Raw genomic sequence first — 26675 nt, 5'->3', positions numbered from 1 at the left:
ATATGTTGTTTGACACCTTCTGGCGTTTCCATCCACTTTCCTTGTTTGTATAGTTCTACGCATTCTTTTTTGAATTCATAACTATATCGCATAAAAATACCCTCCTTACTGGTTTGTCCAGTAAAGAGGGTACATATCATTTCATCTCAGTCCGCTTTTATTTTTTTTACGCTAAATATTTTTTCACATCAGGACCCACAGCCACGAAAGAGCCATCATCCTTGATAAGTATTGGTCTTTTCACAAGCATGCCATTAGTCGATAGAAGTTTGTATTTTTCATCGTCACTCATATCGCCCAGTTTATCCTTAAGATTCATGTCCCTATATACAAGACCTGAAGTGTTGAAGAAACGCTTAATGTCAAGACCCGATGCCTTGTGCCATTCTTTAAGCTCCTTCACCGTAGGAATGTCCTTGTCAATCTCCCTGTAAGTGTATTTTATGCCCTTTTCGTCAAGCATCTTTTCAATGCCCTTGCATGTAGTGCATTTTTTGTATCCAATAAGAATCATATAATCAACTCCTTGATTGATATATACCCAAAATTAATTATATATAAGCGACTTATGCTTTTTATAGATTTTCCTAACACTATACATTATTCGCTAAATCATAGTAGCTTAGACATTAAATGTAATTTACAATAGCTGTCTTCAAATATTATTCCTTCATCTACATAACTGTTCTTCAAGAAAAAATCTAAGTTGCCATTAGGAAAAACTCCAAATTCATCAGATATTACTAAAACTTTTTTATAATTAATTCCTAAATAGTTTTCCAACGCCTTAAGTGGGGCGGATTTATAATCATATTCTTTATTTGATAAATACACACATGTAATAAACGCTATATCTTCATCCTTTGGAATATCATATGGAACATATTTAGATGGAACAAATTCAGCTCCGCCCAACAATTCATTTCCCAAAACATTAATAAAACCATAAATTTCTTCATTCATTGAATTATACATATCAATTTTACTTCCGCATCCTAAGCAATTTTTTCTAGATGTATACTTTGAAGCGAATATATAATTATCTTTTCTTATAGGTTTAATAGTTTCGGATATAATTTTAGTTCCTAATTTAGGAATAAATGGCTTTTCTTTAGGAATATTACCCACAGCAATTTCTTCCATAAATTTTCTGCTTATAGGCGAGTAAAATCTATTGACTTCATTTAGTACAGTTAAAAATGGAAAAAATATTTTATTAATTTTACACGATTCACTATCATTAGAAATGTCATGCAAGTAAATATCCACTTTATCTTCATATTCGCTCATTAACTTTAAAATTCCTGTAGTTATAGGGCAGATATTCCCCCAATAGTAAAAATCTATTTTCATTTGTACACCTCAATAAAACCATTCACTTCTTTACCTAAATTTTCTAAAAATGCTCATTCTTTTTTTAATTTATATAAAAACGCAATATTAAACCTAATATATTTGCTCTAATGTATCAACGATTTTACAAACAACCCTATCATACTATAATTGTCTACAAGTATATCAATCAAAAAACAAAGTCCAATACTAATGAAATTAGTTCCTATATTTTCTAACATTTATATCCCTACACTTTCATTATTACTCCCACTTAATTTCTTCATTGACTTTTCGATGAATATCAACTCTATTATCAACATCAATTACATTTACTAACCAACCATTTAATGTACAACTTTTAATGAACTCATCAATTCTATTCACACCATTTATTTCTTTTAGTGTTACTACTACACCAAATCTAAGTCCTACATCGTCTCTAGGATCTAAGCGATTATTTGTCTTTACTTCCATCCCCCATTTTTTATTTCGATAAGAATCTTTTGCTATCATTCTTTTTGTAGAACTCTCCGCAATATACTTTACATTGTCCCATTTTCTAAACTGCTTTCTAGCTTCATCCTCCAAAAGGTAGTTTCTTTCTCCTCCTAATGATTCCTCTGTATTTTGTTTATCACCTTTAATATCCTTAATTTTGTCATCATTTCCTATACGACCAAAATGTAAATTCAATTCAGTGCTTGTGTAATCAACACCTTGCGTTCTATTACACAACGGGAAATAACACATAGTAGCTTTTGCGATATACGGATACTTATTATCTTTTAGAGGAACGGGAAAATGATAGTTATAGGTATTCCATTTTTCACTAATATCAGATACAATAAATTTTATTTCGTCATCTTTCGTTTGGATAATATCATTAATATGAATTGGTACAATACCATGACCATATAACGCAACTTCTTCAGGAGTTGGTTTTTCCTTCCAACCTCTTGCAGCATCAATTATCATAGCTTTTGCAACCTCTCTATTAAGTCCTAAAACATCAATTAAATAGGATAACTTCCTTGCAATCCAAGGTGCGGCATAAGATGTTCCCGCAACGCTTGCAGCTCCTAAAGGTTCACAGACTCTAATGTATTGCTCCTCACTTCCTCCATAATAGCTCACATCAGGTTTTGCAAAAAAAGACAATACCAAACCCTTTCGTGCGTATTTCGTTGACAAACCACTTTTCGTAACGGCATTCACAACCATGCTATTAACAGAATCTGCGGGCGAGCCTATTTTTATCACATCTTCACTTGGCTTATTGGTTCCAGCCACAACAAAAATTACATTATTCTCAGACTGAATTTGATCTAAGATTGAAGCTTCAGCAGAGATAAAATTGTCATTTATTTCCTGATTACTGCCAAGCGAAATATTCCACACTTTAATATCTGGATTACTAATCACAATATTTTTTATTTGCTTAATAATCGAAAAGGAAGAAAATCCAGCACCAACAGCAACTCCAAAATGTCTAACCTTAAACCGCCCACAACCATCATCTAACCAAGGATTTAATTTTGCTCCATCAACAATAATTGAAGATACTGCTGTTCCATGATTATAATCCTTTGAACTTTTAGGTATATCATCTGACACCATATCGTGATACTCAACCCATTCATTAAAATAAACAGCCTCATCAAATAAAGTATCTATCACTCCAATTGTCGGTTCAATAGTTGGAGATGGTATACTTACTATTTTTGTTTGGTATTCATTGATAGAATCATCTGGTGCTAATTCTGATAAATCAACCGTTGCCATTGAAACAAGATAAGGTGCTTTTTCCAAAAGCTGTTTTACTTGGTTTTCATCTAAATAAACCGTTTGATTATCTAAAATCCTAGTACTTAATAAATCTATCCCCAAACTTTCAAATAATAACCTTGTATCTTTTTTTACATCATAAAGCGTTATAATGCTTTGTTTAAGCTCGATTGTTGGTAATTCTACTTGAAATGAATCTATATAAGATGCATCTGCAATCACTTGCTTGAATGTAGACATACTTATAGAATAATCTTTAAACATAATTGAATTAATTATGTTTTTATCTTTAAATAAGCTTTTATCTATTTTCCCTGAAAGATTTTCAGATAATATATTTTCTGTGCTTGCAATCAATTCAATACTTTTAACCAAATCATTTTCACCAAGAAAATATGTTATTATATGTTTGTTTTTATCTACATTAAATTTTGCTCCTACAATCGCATCATTGGAATCCATACCTTTAAAAAGACCAGCAATACGGTTACTTTTTGCAACAATTTTATTATAATAAACGCTAACTAAAATTCCTTTAAATGGTTTTGTTTCATTATCCCAGAACTCTTTGATTTGATTTAACTGAAATTTCAATCTTGATAAATGTTCTGAAGTTACTTCTACTTTACCATTCATAGATACCCCGCCACCATTACTATTTTTGCTGGCTTGTACAAAACGTTTTCCTTTTAACTCCAAGATATTATTCACTATCTATCTCCTCCATCTTTAATTTTCTTGATACAGTACTCTTAGACTCTCCTTTTAGTTTTTCTATTTCTCTTACCGTAAATCCTTCCTCATAAAGCTGACTGATATCTTTTTGATCTAAATTTCCTATCAAACTGTTATATAATCTTTTCAAATAATCATACTCAGACTCAGCATCACTAAATGCGAGTGATGTTTTTATAATGTTTTTTAACTCTCCAGGATAAGGTAGTTTCTCTGCCGTCTTTAATATTTTTTTTAATAATCTGGTATCCTTTGATATTCCTTTAAAATTTTTTATAAATGAAGAAAAATAATACTCAGCAACTTCTATTAAATCTTCCTGACTATACCTATTAAAATTAATAACTGCATCAAATCTTCTAACTAATGCTTTATCAAAATTTGAATATAAATTAGTAGTTGCAATAATTACTATTTCTTTATTAAGATCTGTTAATCTATCTAATTCTCTTAAAATAGTAGACGTAGCTCTTCCCATTTCTCTAACATCATTAGAATTAATTCTATCTAACGCAATCACATCTATTTCATCAAATAAAATCACTATCTTGTTTGCGTTTGGTATCATATTTATTTCTTTAAATACATTTGAAATATTTTTATTAGTCTGACCGAGTTTACTATCAATAAGATTTTCAAAATTAACTAAAAAAAGTGATCTATCTAATAATCTTGCAATATTTTTTGCAGCCTCAGTTTTTCCGCTTCCTGGCATACCCTCAAACAAAAATTTATTAATCCCCACATTATGGTTTACAGCATTTATTATTCCTTTAATATCCTCTGATATTTCTAACGGTAAATTCAATGAGTCTAAATTTCTTGTTTCTACTTGTCTTAAAAATTCACTTTCAAAATCACTACCTTGTGGTGCATATAAGTTTGATTCAGATATTAACCCCATAATATATTCAGCTATTTCATAATCACCAATACTATCAAAGTATCTTGCGATTTCTATTGATTCATTTCTAAATGAATTCTCATTTCTTTCAACGTGATATTTTATTAAATTTAAGACATTTTGTTTTTTCATTTCAGTATACCTCCTATTTTTTATATTATACCATAATTTGGGACAGAAATCAATATTTGTAGGACAAAATTAAATATTTATTTTCTTAATTGTCAAGACATATGTTACACTTAGAAAAGTATTCTTTTACAACTTGGTTTGGCGTCTTAAAATTCAATGATATTTTAGCTGTATTGTTATATCTATTTTGATGCTTATTTATTTGCTTGAATAGATCTTTTTCTCTTGTAAATGTTTTTCTGTTATACACTATTTTACTATCTTCTCTATAGCTTCTTTCTACTTTTCCATTTTGCCATGGTGAATATAGCCTTATTCTTTTAATATTTATTCCTAGTTTTTGTGCAACTTTTTCAAATGTGCTTGTTTTGTCTGTCTTATCTCCATCGTTTACAAATTCATATCCGTTATCTACTTGTATTGTCTTTATTTTGAATTATAATTTGTTTTCTAGTTCTTTTAAAAATTTACTTGTTTCGTATGTACTTTTTTCTTTAACTATTTTTAGCTGCTTGTTAACGAATTGAAGGTTTGCATGGTATTGTCTTTCGGCTTTATTACTCAATATTTTAAAGCGCAATCACATAAGCTCTTGCGCAAACACATTTCTTCTATTTAATTGTCATGATAGAAGCTCCTTTCCGGTTTTTTGTTTTTGTAACATATCTTATACCACATGACATACTTTTTAGTTCCAAGTCTATTTCAAGCTTTTATTATTTGCGACACAGTCTTCAAGATATAAATTGATTAAAGTTTGATATTGTATTCTTGCCTCATTTTATACCACATTAAAACGCTCATTGTCATAATAAGTATTAATCCAAAAGACCATATTAGTAAAACTAATAAATACAAGTCAAGTAATATTATAATTATTTTATGAAAATATAATCGCTATCTTGGTACTAAATACAGTAATTAAGAAGAAAAAAACAAAATTAATAAGTTAAAGTACATATTAATAAATTGTAATATTTTCTTTACTCTTTATTAACAATTCTATGATAAAATAAATTCATAGGAGTGATGCTATATGAATAAAAATTCAAAGTACAAAATTTTACTAATTCTAGCCTTAGTTGTTTTAGTTTTACTAGCTTATTACTTAATGAATTCTAAACATGAAGAACTTATTACACTTACAATTAAAAATGAAAGTACAGAAAAGGTAAATGATTTAAATTTATATTTATCAAATGAAGAGTCATTTTATAAAGTTAGTTTAGAAGCTAATGAAAAGAAAACTATAAAGATAAGTTATAATGATACATTTTATGAGGGAAGTTTAATGATGAAATACACTGACTTTGATGGCAATGAACATAAGGAAACAATTATTGGATATGTAGAAAAACGTCAAAGTATTAAGACTGAAGTAATTATTAAAGCCGTTGATGCTCAAGGCGTCATTGAATTTGAAGTAAAGTAAATAAAGCAATAAAAAAGTTTTAGCCTAGGGTCAATTGATCCACAGCTAAAACTTTTTCTTTTATGTAAATGTATTGTATGTATATTTCTATCTAAATCTTACCCAAAAAACAGAAGTAGAGTCTCCCCCTACTTCTTTCTATAATTTAATATTTACTTCCAAGTCATTTTTAAGCTTTTATTGTTTGCTACACAATCTTCAAGATATAAATTGATTAAAGTTTGATATGGTATGCCTGTGCTTTTCGCTTGATCTTTAAAATAACTTATAACTGTTTCGTTAAGATTTATCGTTATTTGCTTTTTCGCAATTTGTTCAGCATAAATGTTTTCTCTTGGATTTAATTTTTTTATATCGTATTCTTCTCTCATTTTATACCTCCTAAATACCATTGATATATATCATTCGTTCATTCTTTGTAGCTTTTCTTGCGGATATAATTATATTATAATTGTTTGATATTTATTTATCAAGCCCACTGCCATAAAAATGGGCTCTGCATCGCGCAAAGCCCATAATCATTTTCCTATTCAATTATTTAAATTTATCTAATCTCTTGAATATCTTTTCCTTACCTAATAAATAAAGTATCCTATCCATTTCTGGTCCGTGTACTGAGAAGGAAATCATCGCTCTAACTGGCATATAAAGGTTTTTGCCTTTGATGCCTGTCTTCTTTTGTATGCTCTTCATGAATGTCTTGGCGTAATCAAGTGTGATTTCGTCTACTGATGAAAGCTCTTCTTCAATTGCGTTTGCAAGTACTTTAGCGTTCTCTGCATTGTCGCCTTCTAAGAACTCTTTTGTTTCATCTGCAAGTGGAAGCTCTTCAAATATGAATTTTGCCTTTTCTGGCAATTCTGTCATTAGTGAGATGGAGTCCTTAAGTGTATCGATTAAAACTTCCATATACTCTTTATTATTTTTTGCAAAATCTTCTGTAATTAATCCTGCCTTGATTAGTTCTTCGCTTGCTTCTTCTCTTAATACATCTATATCTTGATTTCTTAAGAATTGTGCGTTAACCCAATCTAGTTTGTCTTTGTCAAAGATACCGCCTGTCTTGGAAACTCTTTCGAATGAGAACTCTTTGATTAGCTCATCCATGGTAAATATTTCTTTATTATCTTCTGGTGACCAGCCAACTAGTGCTAAGTAGTTATTTAATGCTTCTGGCAAATAGCCTTTATCCTTGAAGTCTTCTACTGATACGTCGCCTTGTCTCTTTGATAATTTCTTTCTGTCTTTGTTAAGTACTGTTGGTAAGTGAACGTACTCTGGTTTTTCCCAGCCAAGTGCCTCGTATAAAAATACGTGCTTTGGTGTAGATGGTAGCCACTCTTCTCCTCTAACGATGTGTGTTATGCCCATTAGGTGGTCGTCGACTACAACTGCCATGTGATATGTTGGGAAACCGTCTGATTTTAATAGTACTTGATCATCTATATCTTCAGTGTTAATGGTGATGTCGCCTCTAACTACGTCGTGGAAAGTTATGTCTGTATCTTTTGGTAATTTTAGTCTAACTACGTATGGCTCGCCATTTGCGACTCTTTTCTTTGCTTCATCAAGAGGAATATTTCTACAGAAGCCATCATACTTTGGTATTAGACCCTTGATTTGTCTTTCTTCTCTGATTCTGTCAAGTCTTTCCTTATCGCAGAAGCAGTAGTATGCCTTGCCTTCTTCGATTAGCTGATCAACATATTTCTTATATATATCAAGTCTTTCTGATTGTATATATGGACCGTAGTCACCTTTTTGAACTACCTTGCCATCTTCAATAAAAACGCCTTCGCTGTAATGTATGCCAGCCCAGTGAAGTGAGTTTATCAAGTTTTCTATAGCGCCTTCTACATAACGTGTTCTGTCTGTGTCTTCGATTCTTAAGATGAAGTCGCCACCCATCTTTTCAGCGAATAAGTAGTTATATAGCGCTGTTCTTAATGAGCCTATGTGCACAAAACCTGTTGGCGATGGTGCAAATCTTACTCTAACTTTTTTATCCACGATTATTCTTCCTTTCCTTTATATATGCAATGATCTTGTTAATAGCTTCGCTAGCATCTATCTCTTCATTTTCCATCTCACGACGAGTTGAATACTCAACCTTGCCTTCGCTAGCAAGCTTACCTACTGTAATTCTAAGCGGTATACCGATTAGGTCTCTGTCGTTAAACTTAACGCCGGCTCTTTCTGATCTGTCATCAAGAAGCACTTCGACTTTCTCTGCCAATAGTTTTTGATAAATATCTTCAGCAAGTTTATTTTGCTCTTCGTCTTTTACATTAACTATGGTAATGATGGCTTCGTATGGACATGATGATATCGGCCAAATGATACCCTTTTCGTCGTTGTTTTGCTCAACTATGGCAGATACTGTTCTTGAAATACCAACGCCGTAGCAACCCATCCAGAAGTATTCGTCCTTGCCATTCTCATCTAAGAATGTTGCCTTCATCGATTTTGAATACTTTTGACCAAGTTGGAAGATGTTTCCGACCTCGATGCCTCTCTTGAATTCAAGTTTGCCACCGCACTTAGGACATAGGTCTCCCTCAGCTATCATTAGTAAATCGTCTACGAATTCAAATTTTTCATTGTCACTAATATTATAGTTCATATAGTGATAATTTTCTTCGTTAGCGCCTATAATAGCATTTTTGATATTTTTAACTCTCTCATCGGCTATAAGTCTATCTGCTTTTAGACCGATAGGACCAGTGTAGCCTGGGAAAGAGCCCATGGACTTGATGTCTTCATCGCCCATCATCTCAATCTCATGCTCTGCACAGCCAAGATGCTTTATTAATTTTGTTAGGTTTAGCTCTCTTGATCCTGGTATGAATACAACGATTCTTTCCCCCTTAACCATTAGGTCAACTGCCTTAAGGCATCTATCTTTATCAACTTTTAGTAGTTTTGCTAAATCGTCAATAGTTTTACAGCCCTTTGTCTCAACTTTTTCAAGCTCTTTTATATCTTCACTGCTATTGTCATATTTATAAGCTACTTCGGCTTTTTCATCAGTCGCTGAAAAATCGCAGCTATCGCAATATGTGATCACGCCTTCACCAACATCTGATAAAGCAGTGAACTCGTGTGACTCGTTACCACCGATGGCGCCTGAGTCGCCTCTAACTATCCTATAATCAAGTTCAAGTCTGTCGTAGATGTTTTCGTACGCTTCCCACATGTTCTTGTAGCTAGCGACCATGTCCTCTTGAGTCTTGTCAAAGGAGTAAGCGTCCTTCATCAAAAACTCTCTCGCTCTGTTGATACCAAATCTCGGTCTCTTCTCGTCTCTATACTTAGTTTTGATTTGGTAGATATTTATTGGCAGCTTTTTATATGAGTTCACATCGCTTCTTATAAGGTCTGTGAAAAACTCCTCTGCTGTTGGCGCAAGACAGAATTCTCTGTCGTTTCTGTCCTTTAGCTTAAACATCTCTGGTCCGAAGGTATCCCATCTACCTGACTCTTCCCAAAGCTCTCTTGGCTGAACAGCACTCATGTTGATCTCTTGAGCGTCGTGTGAGTCCATCTCTTCTCTAACTATCTGTTCGATCTTTCTGATTACTCTGTAGCCAAGGTTCATGTATGAATAAATTCCTGAGGCGCTCTTCTTGATAAAGCCGCCTCTTAATAGTAGTTTATGTGATGCAATCTCTGCTTCGCTAGGATCCTCTCTCAATGTTTTAAAAAACATTTTACTCATTCTCATAGCTTTTTTCCTCCTCTTGGTACTCGTAGTTTTCTTTTTGTGCGTTGAACATCTTGTAGTAAAGGCTGTCCGTCTTTTGCATTAGATTGTGATGCGTGTCAAAGTCCTCTACAGTACCGTTATTTATTAATAAAATTCTATCGCAGAATATCGACGAACTCATTCTGTGTGAGATATATATCGATGTCTTCTCCTTAACAAGGTAGTTGAAGTTTTCGTAAATCTCCGCCTCGCTCTTCGGGTCAAGTGCCGATGTTGGCTCGTCAAGTATAACAAGCTCGCTGTCCTTGTACAAGCTCCTTGCAATTGCTAGCTTTTGGAACTGTCCTTGCGATAGTTTTTCTCCCGTTTCAGAGTAGCCCATGGAGACTTTAGTGTCCATACCGCTACTTAACGAATTTATTTTATCATATATATCAATATCTTTCAATACTTTAGTAACTTTTTCTCTGTCGTAGTCAGTCTTTGATGCAACAGTCTCTGCCACAGGGAAATTGTATATGTTATAGTCTTGGAACACAACTGAGATAAGTTTTTGGTACTCATCCATCTTTATCTTAGATATCTCAAGGCCATTAAGAAGTATCTCGCCCTTTGTTGGCTCGTATAGCCTAGTCATTAACTTGATGATGGTAGTCTTACCAGCACCATTAAGACCTACTATAGAAATCTTTTCGCCCTTATTAATCTTAAAGGATAAATTCTTTAAAACGTAGTCTTCAGAGCTTGGGTACTTGAACCATACGTCTTTAAACTCAATCGTATCAATGGACTTAGGCATATCATATTCGTATGCTTTTGCTTTTTCTTCTGGCAAATTCATAAATCTATAATAAGGCTCTGTCATGTTTCTCATCATAATCATGTTGACATAGTTTTGTGAGATGATTCTAACTCTTTGGTTAAAATTAACAAAGGCCGATGTGTATAAAGCGAAGGAACCGATTGAGATTTGCGGGCCAAAAACATTCGATACGGCTCTTACTGATATATAGATGTAGCTTAAAGCTCTCGATACGCCGTCTAAGATACCACTAAAAAAGAATGAAAGTGAGTTTATGGTATACATATTCGCTATACCTGCGCTTATGTCCTTCATCAGCTTATATATAGAGCCATTGACCAAGTTATGCATGGAAAATAGCTTTACATCCATCATCTTGCTATTGTCATAAATAATATTCATATAAGCAGAAAATTTTCTGTTTATATCTTCAAGTGAAGCTAAGAAGTCTCCCATCTTCTTGTTCGCCCAAGCGCCTATGACAAAGTTTAGGCATGCTACTAGAAGAAGCACAAGGCCTAAAACCCAGGAGAAGCTAAAGGCGATTACCGCTAAGAAGATTACAACAACGAATGAAACAAAGACTTCCGCCGCTACTTGAGTGAAGTTTGCTAGAGGTGATTGAGTGCTCATGATGAAGTCCGCTTGGTCCTTAAGATTCATGTAGTCTTTGTTCTCAAGCATCGAGTAATCAAGCTTCATAGTCTTTTCGCATATATTGTAACGAATTCTTTGTTGCACGCCAGGAAGGTCTACGTTGTTGATGTAGTTGTTGACATAGCCTGGTATTTTAGCTAAGACAACGTTTGCAAGCACCATAAGTACTACATAAGTCACTATCTCGAAACCTCCGCCATTCATTATTGAGTCAATAACTAGTTTTGGCAAGAATACATTTATTAGTAAAAGTCCTGCTGATGACAGTGAGGCTAGTAAGATTAAAAATACTGTTTTTTTGGAGTATTCCCAAATTGATTTGATCATGAAGCCATATATCTTCATGTGTTCTTTAAAGTTCTTCATATTTAGGCCTCCTTAGTATAGTACTTACCTTGTATAGTGAACATTTCGTAATATTCACCCTTCTTCTTCATAAGATCATCGTGAGTACCCTCTTCAAAGATCTTTCCGCCCTTTAATAAGATGATTCTATCGCAGAACTTTGTCGATGAAAGTCTATGTGAGATGTATATCGAGGTTCTGTCCTCTCTTAAGTCATTTAGCTTTGAATAAATTTCGTGCTCAGCAAGTGCATCGAGGTTTGCTGTTGGCTCATCAAGTATAAGTATAGGTGAGTCCTTGTACACAGCTCTCGAGATGGCAAGTTTTTGCTCTTGTCCGCCCGATAATTCAAGAGCGTCCTTAGCAACTTCATGAGACATGTTTCTTTCGTAAGCGTTTTTCTCTTCTTCGATACGCTCTTTAAGACCAACGTCCTCAATTGCTCTCCTGGCTCTTTCTAAATCATAAGTTTCATGCATCGATATATTATTACCAAGTGTATATGGATAGATATTTACTTGTTGGAATATGCAGGCAAACATCTTATATAGCTCTTCTTCTTTAAACTCGTTGATGTTTACGCCATTAAGAAGTATCTCGCCTTCGTCCGGTCTATATAATCTTACTAATAAATTGATTATGGTTGACTTACCCTCACCATTGTTACCAACTAGGGCTATAGTCTCGTTCTTAGCTATCTTAAAGCTTAGATTATCAAGCACTTTCTTGTCTGTATTTGGATAAGCAAAAGTAACATTTCTAAACTCAATATCAACAGCGCCACTAAGTCTATCTCTAGTTCCGTGGTCTGAGTTTAACTTATCTGTTTCAAGTAAGTCATATAGATTTTCTACGTAAATAGTTTGATTAACAACAAAAAACTCGTAGTCTTCTATGGCTCTGTCGGCCAATAATACAAATTGTAGCATAAGTGTTAGATACATCAAAAAGCTACCAGTATCAACTGAGCCGTTTTTAAAGTTAAGTATAAGTGTATAAGCAAAAATGCCCTGCGCAAGAATTAAAATTAAAACTGATAAAAGGCTCTTTCTAAATGTTTTACGCACGCCACTTAGGCTAAAACCCTTTCTCTTATTGATAACGTTTTTGTAAGCATTAAGTATCATATCTTTTAAGTTAAAAAGCCTTATTTCTTTACCAGATTTAAAGTCGCCAGCAGTTTTATTGTAATATCTAATCTCATCAGTTATTTTATTAATCTCAGCATCATTATCTCTTACTTCTTTGTTTGCTTGTCTTTGTGCGTAGGCATAAGTAATTGCATATAAAAGTAATAATAAACCTGTTAATGGTGATAAAGCCGTAATCACTCCGCCAATAAGTATAAGCGAGAGAATTATAGGTGCGGTTCTTGCAAACTCTCTAAGTGTACCCACAACGCCGCCCCAGTCACCGCTTGTTGCTTCAAAGGCCATGCCATACATCTTAAAGATGGATCTATCACTTATGTACTTAAAGTCGGCAGCCGCCATCTTTTTATTTTGCTCATTCATTAGCTCGAACCTTGTTTTATTGGCAACTGTTAGTACTTGATTTGAGCAGTAAAGGCTCACGCCTTCAACTAAGAACTCCAAGATAAAAAAGCCAAGCGAGATTAGTAAAATCCTTCTAATCGCGTCTATGCCAGGATTTTCTACTACTCCAACTATTAGCTTAGGCATTAAAGATAATACTAGTGGAGCAAAGGCCCCTAAGATGCAGGCGAATAAGATGTATAAAATCATCTTCCTGTCTGTTCTGATCGCGTCCCCAAGCAGGCGCTTCAGTGTTTTTGTGTACTTCATTTTTCTCCTCCTACGAGTTAAGCTCCTTATTGACGTTAACTAAGACAAGCTCTGCCTCGTCAAGTGCGTCCTTAAGCTTTTTACTCTTCTTTAAATTTTCCTTCGTATATAATTTATTTGAGCTTTTAACTATGTTTGAGAAAGCGGCTAATAGATTGTCAAAGCTCTTCTTAAGATCTTCTTCATCAGCGAGCTTGTTCTTATGAACGTCGATCCTTGCGCTTTCACCAGTAGCTAGGTCAATTGTTTCGCCAAGCTTTGGTGCGTATACCTCAAGGCCTTCGTCTCTAATTATCTTTTGCTTTAAAATTTCTTGTGCATCGCTCTCGCCATGAACCAAGAATACTTTCTTAGGCTTATTATCAAAGGCATCTAGCCACTTTAGTAGCATATTTTGATCGGCATGTGCAGAAAAGCCTTGTAAGTCATAAACTTCTAGACCTACGTCCACCATTTGACCAAAGAGCTTAACTCTTCTCACGCCACTGAGAATGATGCGACCTAAAGAGCCTTCTGCTTGGTAACCAACTATAACAAGCGAGTTTCTCTTATCCCACAGACAGTTCTTTAAGTGATGCCTTATTCTGCCTGCTGTCATCATGCCTGATGATGCGATGATAACCTTTGGTCCTTCGTCCACATTAAGCGCCTTCGAGTCCTCTGTCTCGCGGATGTACTTTAAGTGCTTAAACATAAGTGGATCGTCGCCCGACTTAAGCAGCTTTTGTGTATCCTCGTCCAAAACATCGTAGTTACGCATAAAAACTTCTGTCGCATCGACCGCCATTGGCGAATCAAGAAAAACTCTTATATTATTATTTTTTCTCTTCTCGAACTCTTTGTTTAATAAGTATATAAGCTCTTGACTCCTACCAACTGCAAAGCTTGGTATTAGAACAGTTCCCCCTCTAGCAACAGTTTTATCTATGATCTCAATCAGCTTTTGAGTGCTATCCGTAAGTTCTTCGTGATTGCGATTACCATAAGTTGACTCCATTATGACGTAGTCCGCGTCCTTGATAAATGTCGGATCCTTTAGTAGAGGCCTGTCTGGCATACCAAGGTCACCAGAAAAAACAAGTTTCGTCTCTTTGCCATCTTCATTTATATAAATTTCTATAATGGCTGAGCCAAGTATATGACCTGCATCTCTGAAAATAATTTTGATGCCATCAAAGAGTTCTATCTCTTCACCATAAGCGTAGCCCCTAAGTAGTTTAAGAGTCTCATCAACGTCTACATCTGTGTAAAGAGGTTCAACTGGGTCAAGGCCTTGACGAAGGTTCTTCTTAGTCTCAGTCTCTGCGTCTTGCATACCAATCTTGGCTGAGTCGTAGAGCATGACTGGAGCTAGGTCCATAGTCGCCTTAGTCATGATAACTTCGCCGTCGTAGCCGTCCTTAACCATCTTAGGAAGCCTTCCTATGTGGTCTATGTGTGCGTGAGTGATCAAGACTTTGTCAATGTCCCCTACATTGTAGTCAAATGGCCTTTTGTTCAGCTCTTCAAGGTCCTTACTGCCTTGAAACATGCCACAGTCTATGACTATCTTCTTGCCACAGGCTTCAAGCAAATAGTTGGAGCCAGTTACTTCTTGTGCTGCGCCTAAAAAACTTAGTTTCATAGTAATTCTCCTTTTTTATAAATATCTTCTACTATTGCGTCTATATCTACTTTTTCTTCTTCTCTTTTAACGTCAGCTATAAGTGGTCTCGTTTGTGGATGGTCTGGCGAAAATACTGAGCAGCAGTCATCGAAAGGCTCTATCGATTTTTCATAGGTACCAATTTTTTTCGCTATGTCAATGATGTCAAGCTTATCAAAGGCTATGAGCGGTCTAAAGATAACCATGTCTGTCGCGTCCTCTATCGCTTTAATACCATACATTGTCTGAGATGCGACTTGACCAATATTTTCCCCTGTAATGATGGCGTCGTAGCCCTTGTCGTGAGCGAGCTTCTTCGCAACGCGCATCATTATCCTTCTTGAAACGACTGTTGTGTACGAAACATTCATATTTTGATTGATGGCTGTGTAAGCGTCAAGCATATTATATGAATATAATTTTATGTCGCCAGTGTAGGCAGCGACTATGTCTCTAAGGCCTTTAACCTTCTCAAGTGCTTGAAGCGAGGTGAATGGATATGAGTGAAAATGTATCGCGTCGACCTTAACGCCGCGCTTAGCCATCATATATAGAGCTACTGGACTGTCTATGCCGCCTGATAGTAGGCAAAGCGCCTTGCCGTTAGTAGCCTTTGGCATGCCGCCTAGCGCCTTATGCTTCTCTACTGAAACGTAAGCAAATTTCCTTATGTCGACGTAAACTTCATGTTCGGGCGTATGCACGTCAACTTTTAGTCCGTCCATATTTGTAAGTATGGCGGCGCCTATATCCCTTGCTAGCTCCATCGAGTTAAGCGGGAATTTCTTGTCCGCTCTTGTAGATGACGCTTTGAAAGTGCCTTTTAAATTTTTTTCTTTAACTAGGTCTATAGCAAGGCGCCTAATCACTTCAATATCTTTTTCGCATCTATAAGCTTTTCTGATCCAAACTATGCCAAAAACTTTTTTTAGTGCTTCAATCGCTTTTTCAGATTTTGCATCGTCCACTTCTATAATAATTTTGCCAATATCATTATAAAGGCTATCGTAACCGATATCTTTTAAGTTTTTGTCGATGTTTGAGATAAGTTTTTGCTCGAAGTACCTTCTGTTGCCGCCCTTTAGGTGCATCTCGCCCTCACTTATGATTAAATACACTTTATCCATCATCATTTTTTAACACTCCTAATAAATTTAACCGCTTTTTTAATAAGTTCCGCCGCTTTTAAAACCTCTTCTTCAGTATTCATCTCAGAAAATGAAATTCTAACCGTCTCTTCAGCTTCTTTTTCGCTGTAGCCATAGCCCTCAAGTACGCGCATGTGCTTTTTTTGCTTCGATGAGCAAGCAGAAGACGTTGAAATGTAGACCTCATCTTGCTCCAAGATATGAACTAGTACCTCTGCCTTGATATTGTCAAAAGCAATTGACAAGACATATGGCGAATAGCCCTCACCCTCTGAGTGAACGTTAACGCCGTCAAGCTCTTTTAGGCTCACTATCATTTTATTTTTTAAATTATTTACATATTTATAATTATCTTCAAGATTTTTATCCAAAATTTTAACCGCTTCAGCAAGAGCTAAAACGCCCGGAACATTCTCAGTTCCTGCTCTTAGAGAAAATTCTTGCTCGCCGCCATAGATAAGCGGCTTAACTAAATGGGTATCGCGTGCGTATAGACAGCCAATGCCCTTAGGCGCGTGAACCTTGTGACCTGACATCGACAGAAAATCAATGTTTCCTTCGATTAAATCTATACGAAGCTTGCCAAAGGCTTGAACCGCATCAGTCGCGAAAATTATATCTGGATAAAGCTTTTTTACTTCACGAGCAATGCCTTCTACGCGGGTGATGCTGCCCACTTCGTTATTAACATGCATTAGTGAAACAAATCCAAAACTATCATCAAGCTTAGTTAAAACGTCATCTAAAGTAATTTGTCCGTCATGCGGATGAATTTTAATAACTTCAAAGCCACCCGCAACTAGATTGTCAATAGGCTTGTTCATCGCTTGATGCTCGACCGCCGTTGTCAAAATTTTCTTCTTCTTTATATCCTTAATCGAATTTACAATAATGTTGTTCGCCTCACTCGCGCAAGACGTAAAAATTATCTCGCCAGACTTGATATTAAGAAATTTTTTGATACATTCCCTTGCCTCTTCAAAATCATTTCTTAGTAAAAAGCCTGCCTTATGTATGCTCGATGGATTCGCATAAGTCACTTCAAAGGCATTTATCGCCGCCTCCATCGCCTCTTTATATACTTTTGTTGTTGCACAATTATCTAAATAAATCATAATCCTCACCAATTCTATTATATTATAAAGCTGAGTAAATAGCAATAAAAAAGTGACTAAGACTTGCTTAATCACTTATATAAATTAATTAAAATATTTTGCTTGTGCACTCCACATTTCCTTGTACTTTTCATTTCGTTTTAATAATTCTTCATGTGGTGCGCTATCTATAATCTTGCCGTCGTGGAATAAAATAACTCTGTCTGCAAATTTACAAGCACTCATCCTGTGAGAAATGAATATGACCGTCTTGCCCTTAGCTGCCTCATTGAAGCTCTCGAAAATTTTCATCTCAGACTTTGGATCAAGCTTTGATGTCGGCTCGTCAAATATCAAGATATCCTTATCATTGTAAAGAGCTCTTGCTAGTGCAATTTTTTGGCTTTCACCGCCAGAGATATCCACACCATCTTCGTCAATATCTGTGTATATATATTGTTCTAAGTCATAAGCTTTTTCAAAATTAGCAAGCTTTAAAACTCTTTCGCACTCATCAGCATTATAATTTTCACTTGTGGCAATATTTTCTCCAAGCTTAAATGAAAATAGATAAAAGTCTTGACTCACTACTCCAATATTTTTCGCAGTAAAATCAAGTGAAGATACATCGCCATCAATAAGAAGGCTGCCTTCATTTGCTTTGTATAAACCTGTTAGCAAATTTACAAAAGTCGTTTTACCTGAACCATTTTCTCCAACTATTGCAATTTTTTCGCCTCGCCTTATTTCAAGATTAAGATTTTTTAGCTGAGTAATTTTTGAATCTGGATAGGAAAAGCTTAAATCCTTTACACTAATCAAAGTCTCTGTAAAATCTTTTTTCTTTACTTCAAAATTTTTATCAGATTTCAAATTAAGTATATCATACAAAATCGCTATTTTAGGCTCAAGTGCTTTTTCTTCGCCAATAGTTTTGATAAGCTCCTTTGCTGCTTCGCATAATGCTTTAAAAGCACCATAGTATATTATAATCTTGTCTACGCCAAAGAGACCACCTTTTGCCTTAATGGCAAGCATAATTAAGAACAAGATTCCAAGCGTCGATAGCAAAAAATCATCTATGCCTTCGCTAAAACCTGTTCTTCTTGCAATTTTCTTTCTTAATCCAAGACCACTCTTTACAAAATTCTCGTTTATATCGTCAAGTATAAAAGTCTTCTCATCATAAATTTTAATCTGCTTTAACGACTCATAATCAGAGAGTAACCTCATGTAATAATCGTAAATCTTATATTTTTTCGCATAGGTCTCTCTATCGATTTCGTTCTTTTCTTCTGCCCTCTTCCTAAAATTGATTAATGCATAAGTAATTACTAGCATTAAAAATATTATTAGCAAAGGAAAATATTTTGAGCCAAAAACTTTAATATCCACAGATTTTGATAGTGCTGGATAAAAGCTAATTAATGATACTATTGCTATAATAATGCTAATTATATTAACAGTAAAATTATAAAATTGATACATCGCTTCCATGTAAATGGTGCTCATTCCATCACTTTCTTCTTTGTGTCTTAAAATTTTGTCCTTTGTATCTTTAGCTTCAAGATCCTTAAAATCTAGCGAAAACAATTTTTTAATAAGAATATTTTTTTCATTAGTATTTAAATAGTCGCCGTACTCTAACTTATAGTTTTCAGTGATATTTTTAATATAGTGAAGTGCAAAGGATATTGCCGCTGCTGCCACAGAAAATTTTATTATAAAGCTAATTTCTCTAGCTTCGATTATAAATTTTAGTAAGTAGCCAGATATGTAGACAAAGATAAAAGGCTCAGCCGCACACAATAAAGCATTTATAAAAACTATTGGCAATATACTTTTTTTAATTTTGTAGATGTCTTTATAAACTTGCTTCTTCATTTTCAATCTCCTTATAATACTTAGCTTGCATATCAAACATAGCCTTGTATTTTCCACCTAAGTTCATAAGCTCATCATAAGTTCCAAGTTCTGCAATACTTTTATCATCTAAGTAAATAATTCTGTCGCAGAACCTCGTTGAAGTAATTCTGTGTGAGATAAATATTGCCATCTTGTCCTTAGTAAAGTCTTTGTACTTTAGATAAAGTTTTTCTTCAGCAATCGGATCTAAGGCTGATGTTGGCTCATCAAGTATCAATAAGTCGCTATCTTTCATAAGAGATTTGATGAATAAAAGCTTTTGTGTTTCGCCGCCAGAAAAACCTTCTAACTTATTATCTTCGATATTTATTAGCTCAGTATCCAAGCCGTTCTCTAGTGAAGTAACTCTATTACTTAAACCCATCTCATCAATAAACTTTTCTGCCTGAACCCTATCTTGCTGCTTATCGTCCAAATTATTAATAAGCGTAGTCGGCATCAAAAAGTAATCTTGGAAGAGAGCGCTTATTCTCTTGTAAATGGACTTTTTATCGTAAAGATCAATATCGATGCCATTGATTAAAATCCTACCGCTGCTAGCATCAAAAAGCTTTGTAATAAGCTTAATAAGAGTTGTTTTGCCAGCGCCATTCTCCCCAACTATGGCGATTGACTCACCTTTTTTGATAGTAAGATTAATATTCTTTAAAATTTCGTTATCTTCATCATACGCAAAAGAAACATCTTCTAGTTTTATCTCATCTATTGACTTTAAAATAATTTTTTCAGTATTAAGATCTGCCTTGTCTTGAACAAAAGTCCTGTACTTATCGCAAACAAGAGAAATTCTCCTAAGCGACCTTATATGACCCGAGAAATTATTTAGCCACTCTGAAAAACCAACTACTAAGCTTAGATAAAAGATAAAATTCGCTGCACTTATCTCTCCATTAAGAACGCTCTTTGTAAGTAAAACGTAGGTAAATAAGTCTCTGATGAAGCCAAAGATGCCTTCGACTAAAGAGACTCGATTAGCTTTTTTAGTCCATCCGCGAAGAAGCGTGTAATATGCTTTTGATATCTTATCTAGGTGATAGACTAACCATGTAAGAGCATTGTTTAAGCGAATCTCTTTTTGTGCACCATCGTCTAAAGAAACTTTATACATATAGTAGTGCCTTGACTCTTCCTTAGCCATCTCATCAGTGATTGCGTCTCCATAAAGCATAAGCCTATCTTGGAAATAGGCTGTAATAAGTGCTGAAATTAAGATAATTAAAACTAATTTATAGCTAAGAAAAGAAAAAATAATTGCATAAGCAAAAAAACCTAAAAAAGATGTGATAAGCTTAGAAAGTCTAATCGCAGACCAAGCGCCATCAGCTTGTTCTCCTTCAAAAGCAAAGGACTTCGATCTTTCGAATAAAGATTTTTGCTCTGCTGTTTTAAAATCAAGTAGATCCTTATCCATAAGAGCAGAGATAAGGTCTACACCATAGAGCATACTAACCTTAGTTTGAAAAAAATCATTTCTAGTATCCATCCAGGTGTTTAAAATTTTTAATAAAATGTAAAAAATAAATAGACTGATTAAACTTAAGATAAATTGTTCAGCGTCAAGACCTTCGATAATCGCTGCTGTTATCGTTTTAAGTATATATGCATCAAAAAGCGGTATTATTATTGTAAGAATAGCCGACAAAAATACAAGGATAGTCCCAAAACTATCTTTCTTAAACCAATTTTTAATTAAAAATTTGATATTGCTAGAAAAACTATGCTTCATTTACGTCCTCTTATATATTTATCCAATAAATTTTATTCTTCAAAGATATTTTAAAACATAATTGTTCTTACGTCAAGTTTTGCATAAATATCATTTGAAAAATCGTAATATTTATATATTTAGCTTGAAAAAAATCTATACTTGTGATAAAATATCTTTATATATAAGGAGGGAAGAATATGGACATAAGACAAATAGAAACTTTTGTTGAAGTCGTTAGACTTGAAAGTTTCTCCAAAGCTGCAGAAAAGCTGTTTATCACGCAACCAACAGTCTCCAATCACATAACTGCTCTTGAAAAAGAAGTCGGTAGCGAGCTTATTGACAGAAGCGGCAGACTCTTTAGAGTTACGCCAACTGGACGAATTTTGTACGAGCATGCGGAGAAGATTATTGACCAGATTAATAACGCTAAGTATGAGATTGACGCTTACGACCAAGGTCTTCAGGGCAAGATAAGCATTTTGTCAAGTTCCATCCCAAGAGAGTACATACTTCCCGATCTTATAAAATCATTTTTAAATGAACATCCAAAGATTAGTTTTTCGCTTCAAGGAAGTGACTCAAAGGAAGCGATTAAGAGAATCATATCTTATGAAAATGACTTTGCAATCGTCGGAAAGATGACTGGCAACCCAAAACTTGACTTTGTTAAGCTTGTTAAAGATACCAGCGTACTTATAGTTCCAAATGAAAAATTTGAAAATCTTAAGAATGGCGATTCAGTTAAATTTGAAGATATTCTTGATGAAGATTTTATTTTAAGAGAATATGGTTCTGCCTCGCTTGAAACAATAATCAACGCTATTTACCAAAGTTCTAAAGATGCTAGAAAACTTAGGATAGTTGGCACTTGTGATGACAATGAATCGATCAAGTCTTTGGTAAGTAAGGGTGTTGGTCTAAGTTTTATGAACAAGATTGCAATTGAAAGAGATATTAAAGAAAATAGATTTAAGTACTTAAATATAAAGGGGGTAGACTTCTCAAGAGACTTTTATTTCTTGTATCACAGAGAAAAGCCACTTAGCCCACTTGGCAAGAGATTTAAGGATTTTGTTTTGGATTATGTAAAGAAACATAAATAAATTATTTTTTAAATCTATAAAATCCATAGAATTTGATTTAGATAAAATTAAAAATTTTAAATATATTTAACAATTTATTTTGGAGTTACGCTTATGTAACTCCATTTTTTTATAGACAAGTAAAAGCAGATGCACGTATTATGCATCTGCTTTTGTAGTCACTAATTTATTTAAATTAGATCTTAAATTTTAATTTTTTAGATAAAATAATGTGATTATGCAAAATCAATTTATCTTTATTTGTAAATTTTGAAGAGAAAAGAAGAACCTCGTCCGTGTACGTCCGAGAACCTTTGCGCCAGCATGGATTAGGCGATATTTAGTCAAGGCATAATCTTAATTCTCTTTATGCGTATTTTTTTAGATAAAACAAGATGATTATGCGAAGTAAATCAACCTTCAGAACCAAATTGTTTTTTACTAATTTTGAAGAGAAAATGCATGGATTAGGCGAAGTGGAGCTTTGAGACAAACGGAACGTACTAATGGTACGTGAGTATTGCCGAAAAGCGAACGAGCCTAGGCCGGCATTTTAATTCAAAATTTTTTATTTTACTAAATGACAGGCAACATAGTGTCCCGGCTCCACTTCCTTTAGCGTAGGATGTGTACCATTGCAAATGCCTTCGTCTCTCATAGGGCATCTACCATAGAAAACGCATCTATCTGGTGGATCGATTGGGCTTGGAACGTCGCCTTTAAGTATAATTCTTTCTTGTTTGTAGTCATATTCAGGTACTGGAATTGCTGAAAGAAGTGCTTTTGTGTATGGATGCAATGTGTTTTCAAATATTTGCTTGTAGTCTGCTAGTTCAACCATACGACCAAGATACATTACTGCAACTCTGTCTGAAAGGTGACGAACAACTGAAAGGTCATGTGATATAAATAAGTATGTTAGTCCTTTTTCCTTTTGTATGTCTTGAAGAAGGTTTAGTACTTGAGCTTGTATTGATACGTCAAGTGCTGATACTGGCTCATCAAGTACTATGAACTCAGGTCTCATTACTAGGGCTCTAGCTATACCAATTCTTTGTCTTCTTCCTCCGTCTAGTTCATGTGGGTAGGAGTTCATAAGTCTTTTTTCAAGACCTACTGTTTCCATCATTTCAAGAACTACTTTTTCTATTTCTTTCTTACTATCGTAAATTTTGTTTACATAAAGTGCGTCTGCAATTAAATCAAATGTGTTTAATCTTGGGTTAAGTGATGAATATGGGTCTTGGAAAACAATTTGCATTTCGCGTCTTAATTGATGCATTTCCTTTTTAGTGTGACGATTCATGATGTTTTCACCATTAAACCATATTTCTCCACTAGTTGGCTCATGTAATCTAATTATTGCACGACCAGCAGTTGACTTACCACAGCCTGACTCGCCTACAAGGCCAAGTGTTTCGCCTTTCTTTATTTCAAAGTTAAGGTCTTCAACTGCATGTAGAACGCCCTTCTTAGTCGGAAAGTACTTACATAAATGTTTTACTTCAATGAAATTATCGCTCATAACTTTCCTCCTCTACTTTTCTTCTGACTCATTCTCTGTATGAGCTTCGCCTTCTACACCCATGGCTGCGTCTTTATATAAGAAGCATTTAACATAGTGACCTGGGCTTACTTCGTATACTGGTGGATTTTCAGTTTTGCACATTTCCATGCACTTAGTGCATCTTGGGTGGAACTTACAGCCACATGGTAAATCTGTTGGGTCTGGTGTCATACCAGGAATAACTTGAAGTCTTTCAACATCTCCAGTTAATTTTGGTATTGACGAGAAAAGTCCAACTGTATATGGATGCTTCTTGTCTGTATATATATCCTTAGTAGTACCGCTTTCAACAACTTCTCCAGCATAAACAACCGCTACTTTATCGGCTATTTCAGCGATAACACCTAAGTCGTGAGTAATCATGATGATGGATGTATCAAACTTGCTCTTAAGTTCCTTCATTAGCTCCATAACTTGAGCTTGTATAGTAACGTCTAGAGCAGTTGTTGGCTCGTCCGCAATGATTATCTCTGGGTTACAAGCAAGAGCCATGGCGATAACTATTCTTTGTTTCATACCACCAGAAAGTTGATGAGGATAGTCATTAACTCTTTCACGTCTGATACCAACTAGATCAAGCATTTCAAGGGTCTTTTCTCTTCTTCCGTTCTTGTCAAGTTTAGTGTGAAGAGCAAGAACTTCTTCGATTTGCTTACCTATAGTCATAACAGGGTTAAGACTTGTCATTGGGTCTTGGAAGATCATGGAGATCTTTTCCCCTCTAATCTTTCTCATGTCTTTTTCTTTAGTTTGTAATATGTCATTACCTTCGAACTCAATCTCTCCTGAAGTAATAATTCCAGGTGGATCAGGAACTAAGTTAAGTATTGCAAGAGCAGTAGTAGTCTTGCCGGCACCTGTTTCTCCAACAAGGCCAAGTGTCTCTTTCTTATTTAGAGACAAGTTCATGCCATTAACGGCTTTAACAACACCTGAATCTGTATTGAACTCAACAGATAGGTCTCTTATATTAAGTAAATTTCCTTTTTCCATAGTAACCTCCTACCTCTTAAGCTTAGGGTCAAGTGCATCTCTAAGACCATCGCCCATAACATTAAGAGCAAAGATGGTAATAACGATGGCTAAACCTGGGAACAATGTAATGTGTGGGAAGTCCATGATATATGAACGACCATCCGAAAGCATAGCGCCCCACTCTGGTGTAGGTGGTTCAAGTCCTAATCCTATGAAGGATAGACCTGCCGCGTTAATAATTGCATAGGCAACACCAAGAGTTGCTTGAACTATGATAGGTGCCATACAGTTTGGAATTATGTGTTTGAAGATGATTCTAAGGTCACTTGAACCATTGGCCTTAGCTGCTTCAACAAATTCATTATCTTTTATTGTTAAAACCGAGCTTCTAACGATTCTGGCGTATGCTGGAACCGAAGCTATACCAACGGCAATCATAAGGTTTGCAAGGCCTGTGCCTAGCGCACTCATGATGGCGATAGCTAAAAGTATATCTGGTATAGCTTGAAGCACATCTATAAATCTCATAACTAGTGTGTCGACTTTACCGCCGTAGTAACCAGTAACAGCTCCTAGTGTTACACCTAGTACTAAGGCGATGGATACTGATATGAATCCAACCTTTAAACTGATTCTAGATCCGTAAACAACACGAGAGAATATATCACGGCCCAAGTGGTCTGTACCGAAAATGAATTGTGAGTTAGGTGTTTGGTATGTTGGACCAACCATATCATTGAATGTATATGGAGCAACTACGTCTGCGAATATCGCAACCAAAACAAGTATGATAAGTATAAGTAGACCTACCATAGCAAGTTTGTTTCTCTTCATTCTCTTTAAAACTTCACTAAGACCTGTTTGTCTTTTTGATTTTTTAACTGATTGTTCTTTATTCATATTTTTTTCTGCCATATCATCACCTACATATATTGACTCTTAACTCTTGGATCTATGAATGTATATAGTATGTCGACAATTAGATTTACAAGGGCAAATGTAACTGCAACGAACAATACGCATCCCATAACAAGAGGTATGTCTCTCATCTTGATTGAATCTACCATAAGTCTGCCTATGCCAGGAATACTAAATATAACTTCAGTCATTAGCGCTCCACCCATAAGTTGTCCGAATTGTGTACCGATAACTGTTGTGATAGGGATAAGGGCATTTGCAAGAGCATGCTTTCTGATGATAACTTTTTGATCTTGACCTTTTGCCTTAGCAGTTCTGATGTAGTCTTGTCTAATTACTTCAAGCATAGAGCTTCTTGTTTGTCTTGTGATAACAGAAACAGATTGAGCTCCTAAAGCTATCGCTGGTAGAACCCATTGATTAGGCATATCAAAGCCTGATGCAGGTAGCCAGCCTAGTTGCACACTAAATAGCATGATTAGTAGTAAACCTAACCAGAATACTGGCATCGAGATACCAATTAGGGCAAATATCATTGTCAAGTTATCAAATATACTATATTGTTTTACTGCTGATATGATACCTATAGGTATACCTAGTAAAACTGCGAAAGTTATAGCTAAAAACGCAAGTCTGATTGTTGCGCCTGCTCTGTTGCCAATTTCTTGCACAACAGGCATTCTTGTTCTGTAACTACGACCTAAATCTCCTTTAAATACTAGGTTAGATATGTATCTACCGAATTGTGTGAAGAATGGATCGTTTAAGCCAAGTTCTTCTCTAAGTTCTGTTACTTGCTCTTCTGTGGCTGATGGGCCTAAGATGTTACGAGCAGGATCTCCAGGTGTTATGTATAATAACCAGAAAACGAAGAGACTTACAAGCAAGATAACAGGTATTAAATAGAGGATTCTCTTAATAACGTATTTTATCATAATGCCTCCGATATAATTGAACTATGTTAGGGGGGG

At 35.0% G+C, this 26675-nt stretch carries 22 protein-coding genes; 2 read left to right on the top strand and 20 right to left on the bottom strand.

The annotated features are described in order from the left end of the window. Positions 1 to 166: 166 nt before the first annotated feature. The 6 genes from AC2UOP_RS05715 to AC2UOP_RS05690 all read right to left on the bottom strand — a co-directional run bounded on the left by AC2UOP_RS05715 (position 167) and on the right by AC2UOP_RS05690 (position 5456). Positions 167 to 514 carry a Spx/MgsR family RNA polymerase-binding regulatory protein gene (locus tag AC2UOP_RS05715; protein ID WP_484832956.1) on the bottom strand — a complete coding sequence of 116 codons (348 nt, stop codon included), beginning with the start codon at positions 512 to 514 and terminating at the stop codon, positions 167 to 169. Positions 515 to 612: 98 nt separating this feature from the next. After that, entirely contained in the window at positions 613 to 1353 is a 741-nt protein-coding gene (locus AC2UOP_RS05710; RefSeq protein WP_484832955.1) for a hypothetical protein, read from the bottom strand. Between the two features lie 243 nt (positions 1354 to 1596). Beyond that, positions 1597 to 3831, bottom strand: a complete 2235-nt coding sequence (locus AC2UOP_RS05705; protein ID WP_484832954.1) for a S8 family peptidase — start codon at positions 3829 to 3831, stop codon at positions 1597 to 1599. Beyond that, positions 3824 to 4891, bottom strand: coding sequence for an AAA family ATPase (locus AC2UOP_RS05700; RefSeq protein ID WP_106018511.1), 1068 nt, complete (start codon positions 4889 to 4891; stop codon positions 3824 to 3826). Before AC2UOP_RS05700 ends, AC2UOP_RS05705 begins: the two co-directional genes overlap by 8 nt. Positions 4892 to 4976: 85 nt before the next feature. Beyond that, positions 4977 to 5216 (bottom strand): integrase core domain-containing protein, encoded by a 240-nt coding sequence (locus tag AC2UOP_RS05695; RefSeq protein ID WP_484832959.1) that lies wholly within the window; start codon positions 5214 to 5216, stop codon positions 4977 to 4979. A 111-nt stretch (positions 5217 to 5327) separates the two neighbouring features. Further along, positions 5328 to 5456, bottom strand: a complete 129-nt coding sequence (locus AC2UOP_RS05690) for a hypothetical protein (protein WP_484832953.1) — start codon at positions 5454 to 5456, stop codon at positions 5328 to 5330. 471 nt (positions 5457 to 5927) lie between these two features. On the opposite strand from AC2UOP_RS05690, the gene AC2UOP_RS05685 reads away from it, so the two are divergent. After that, the gene (locus AC2UOP_RS05685) at positions 5928 to 6323 is read left to right on the top strand and encodes a hypothetical protein (RefSeq protein ID WP_106018510.1); all 396 of its coding nucleotides are present in this window, start codon (positions 5928 to 5930) and stop codon (positions 6321 to 6323) included. A gap of 152 nt (positions 6324 to 6475) precedes the next feature. Here AC2UOP_RS05685 and AC2UOP_RS05680 read toward each other — a convergent pair whose 3' ends face one another. The 10 genes from AC2UOP_RS05680 to AC2UOP_RS05635 form a co-directional block, all read right to left on the bottom strand. Continuing rightward, positions 6476 to 6694 carry a BrnA antitoxin family protein gene (locus AC2UOP_RS05680; RefSeq protein WP_106018509.1) on the bottom strand — a complete coding sequence of 73 codons (219 nt, stop codon included), beginning with the start codon at positions 6692 to 6694 and terminating at the stop codon, positions 6476 to 6478. Between the two features lie 163 nt (positions 6695 to 6857). After that, positions 6858 to 8333 (bottom strand): glutamate--tRNA ligase, encoded by a 1476-nt coding sequence (gltX, locus tag AC2UOP_RS05675; RefSeq protein ID WP_484832952.1) that lies wholly within the window; start codon positions 8331 to 8333, stop codon positions 6858 to 6860. Continuing rightward, complete coding sequence (locus AC2UOP_RS05670; RefSeq protein ID WP_484832951.1) at positions 8326 to 10047, bottom strand: proline--tRNA ligase; 1722 nt, start codon at positions 10045 to 10047, stop codon at positions 8326 to 8328. Before AC2UOP_RS05670 ends, gltX begins: the two co-directional genes overlap by 8 nt. Next, positions 10034 to 11854, bottom strand: a complete 1821-nt coding sequence (locus AC2UOP_RS05665) for an ABC transporter ATP-binding protein (protein WP_484832950.1) — start codon at positions 11852 to 11854, stop codon at positions 10034 to 10036. The genes AC2UOP_RS05670 and AC2UOP_RS05665 overlap by 14 nt, the downstream gene beginning before the upstream one ends. A 2-nt stretch (positions 11855 to 11856) precedes the next feature. Continuing rightward, a complete protein-coding gene (locus AC2UOP_RS05660; protein ID WP_484832949.1) occupies positions 11857 to 13638 on the bottom strand; it encodes an ABC transporter ATP-binding protein in 1782 nt (593 codons plus the stop codon). 10 nt (positions 13639 to 13648) lie between these two features. Then, a complete protein-coding gene (locus AC2UOP_RS05655; RefSeq protein WP_484832948.1) occupies positions 13649 to 15262 on the bottom strand; it encodes an MBL fold metallo-hydrolase RNA specificity domain-containing protein in 1614 nt (537 codons plus the stop codon). Beyond that, entirely contained in the window at positions 15259 to 16416 is a 1158-nt protein-coding gene (gene thiI, locus AC2UOP_RS05650) for a tRNA uracil 4-sulfurtransferase ThiI (RefSeq protein WP_484832947.1), read from the bottom strand. The genes AC2UOP_RS05655 and thiI overlap by 4 nt, the downstream gene beginning before the upstream one ends. After that, positions 16413 to 17546 carry a cysteine desulfurase family protein gene (locus AC2UOP_RS05645; RefSeq protein WP_484832946.1) on the bottom strand — a complete coding sequence of 378 codons (1134 nt, stop codon included), beginning with the start codon at positions 17544 to 17546 and terminating at the stop codon, positions 16413 to 16415. The genes thiI and AC2UOP_RS05645 overlap by 4 nt, the downstream gene beginning before the upstream one ends. Before the next feature lie 84 nt (positions 17547 to 17630). Beyond that, positions 17631 to 19409, bottom strand: coding sequence for an ABC transporter ATP-binding protein (locus AC2UOP_RS05640; protein WP_484832945.1), 1779 nt, complete (start codon positions 19407 to 19409; stop codon positions 17631 to 17633). Next, a complete protein-coding gene (locus AC2UOP_RS05635) occupies positions 19390 to 21177 on the bottom strand; it encodes an ABC transporter ATP-binding protein (protein ID WP_484832944.1) in 1788 nt (595 codons plus the stop codon). Before AC2UOP_RS05635 ends, AC2UOP_RS05640 begins: the two co-directional genes overlap by 20 nt. 179 nt (positions 21178 to 21356) lie before the next feature. Between AC2UOP_RS05635 and AC2UOP_RS05630 the strand changes: the two genes are divergently transcribed. Beyond that, a complete protein-coding gene (locus tag AC2UOP_RS05630; protein WP_085839649.1) occupies positions 21357 to 22265 on the top strand; it encodes a selenium metabolism-associated LysR family transcriptional regulator in 909 nt (302 codons plus the stop codon). Between the two features lie 547 nt (positions 22266 to 22812). Here AC2UOP_RS05630 and AC2UOP_RS05625 read toward each other — a convergent pair. The 4 genes from AC2UOP_RS05625 to AC2UOP_RS05610 are packed head-to-tail and all read right to left on the bottom strand — an operon-like array spanning position 22813 to position 26639. Beyond that, entirely contained in the window at positions 22813 to 23769 is a 957-nt protein-coding gene (locus AC2UOP_RS05625) for an ABC transporter ATP-binding protein (protein WP_019214142.1), read from the bottom strand. A gap of 12 nt (positions 23770 to 23781) precedes the next feature. Beyond that, entirely contained in the window at positions 23782 to 24804 is a 1023-nt protein-coding gene (locus AC2UOP_RS05620) for an ABC transporter ATP-binding protein (RefSeq protein ID WP_019214143.1), read from the bottom strand. A 9-nt stretch (positions 24805 to 24813) separates the two neighbouring features. Continuing rightward, complete coding sequence (locus tag AC2UOP_RS05615) at positions 24814 to 25701, bottom strand: ABC transporter permease (RefSeq protein ID WP_484832943.1); 888 nt, start codon at positions 25699 to 25701, stop codon at positions 24814 to 24816. An 8-nt stretch (positions 25702 to 25709) separates the two neighbouring features. Beyond that, a complete protein-coding gene (locus tag AC2UOP_RS05610) occupies positions 25710 to 26639 on the bottom strand; it encodes an ABC transporter permease (protein WP_484832942.1) in 930 nt (309 codons plus the stop codon). Positions 26640 to 26675 lie beyond the last annotated feature (36 nt).

The organism is Fenollaria sp. (assembly GCF_057222035.1).
Note: the sequence above shows the minus strand (reverse complement) of the source record. Positions and strands in the feature narration are given on the sequence as shown.

Coding starts and splice junctions, on each gene's coding strand:
- AC2UOP_RS05715 (WP_484832956.1), bottom strand. CDS start 514: ATGATTCTTATTGGATACAAAAAATGCACTACATGCAAGGGCATTGAA.
- AC2UOP_RS05710 (WP_484832955.1), bottom strand. CDS start 1,353: ATGAAAATAGATTTTTACTATTGGGGGAATATCTGCCCTATAACTACA.
- AC2UOP_RS05700 (WP_106018511.1), bottom strand. CDS start 4,891: ATGAAAAAACAAAATGTCTTAAATTTAATAAAATATCACGTTGAAAGA.
- AC2UOP_RS05685 (WP_106018510.1), top strand. CDS start 5,928: ATGAATAAAAATTCAAAGTACAAAATTTTACTAATTCTAGCCTTAGTT.
- AC2UOP_RS05680 (WP_106018509.1), bottom strand. CDS start 6,694: ATGAGAGAAGAATACGATATAAAAAAATTAAATCCAAGAGAAAACATT.
- AC2UOP_RS05670 (WP_484832951.1), bottom strand. CDS start 10,047: ATGAGAATGAGTAAAATGTTTTTTAAAACATTGAGAGAGGATCCTAGC.
- AC2UOP_RS05665 (WP_484832950.1), bottom strand. CDS start 11,854: ATGAAGAACTTTAAAGAACACATGAAGATATATGGCTTCATGATCAAA.
- AC2UOP_RS05660 (WP_484832949.1), bottom strand. CDS start 13,638: ATGAAGTACACAAAAACACTGAAGCGCCTGCTTGGGGACGCGATCAGA.
- AC2UOP_RS05655 (WP_484832948.1), bottom strand. CDS start 15,262: ATGAAACTAAGTTTTTTAGGCGCAGCACAAGAAGTAACTGGCTCCAAC.
- thiI (WP_484832947.1), bottom strand. CDS start 16,416: ATGATGATGGATAAAGTGTATTTAATCATAAGTGAGGGCGAGATGCAC.
- AC2UOP_RS05645 (WP_484832946.1), bottom strand. CDS start 17,546: ATGATTTATTTAGATAATTGTGCAACAACAAAAGTATATAAAGAGGCG.
- AC2UOP_RS05640 (WP_484832945.1), bottom strand. CDS start 19,409: ATGAAGAAGCAAGTTTATAAAGACATCTACAAAATTAAAAAAAGTATA.
- AC2UOP_RS05635 (WP_484832944.1), bottom strand. CDS start 21,177: ATGAAGCATAGTTTTTCTAGCAATATCAAATTTTTAATTAAAAATTGG.
- AC2UOP_RS05630 (WP_085839649.1), top strand. CDS start 21,357: ATGGACATAAGACAAATAGAAACTTTTGTTGAAGTCGTTAGACTTGAA.
- AC2UOP_RS05625 (WP_019214142.1), bottom strand. CDS start 23,769: ATGAGCGATAATTTCATTGAAGTAAAACATTTATGTAAGTACTTTCCG.
- AC2UOP_RS05620 (WP_019214143.1), bottom strand. CDS start 24,804: ATGGAAAAAGGAAATTTACTTAATATAAGAGACCTATCTGTTGAGTTC.
- AC2UOP_RS05615 (WP_484832943.1), bottom strand. CDS start 25,701: ATGGCAGAAAAAAATATGAATAAAGAACAATCAGTTAAAAAATCAAAA.
- AC2UOP_RS05610 (WP_484832942.1), bottom strand. CDS start 26,639: ATGATAAAATACGTTATTAAGAGAATCCTCTATTTAATACCTGTTATC.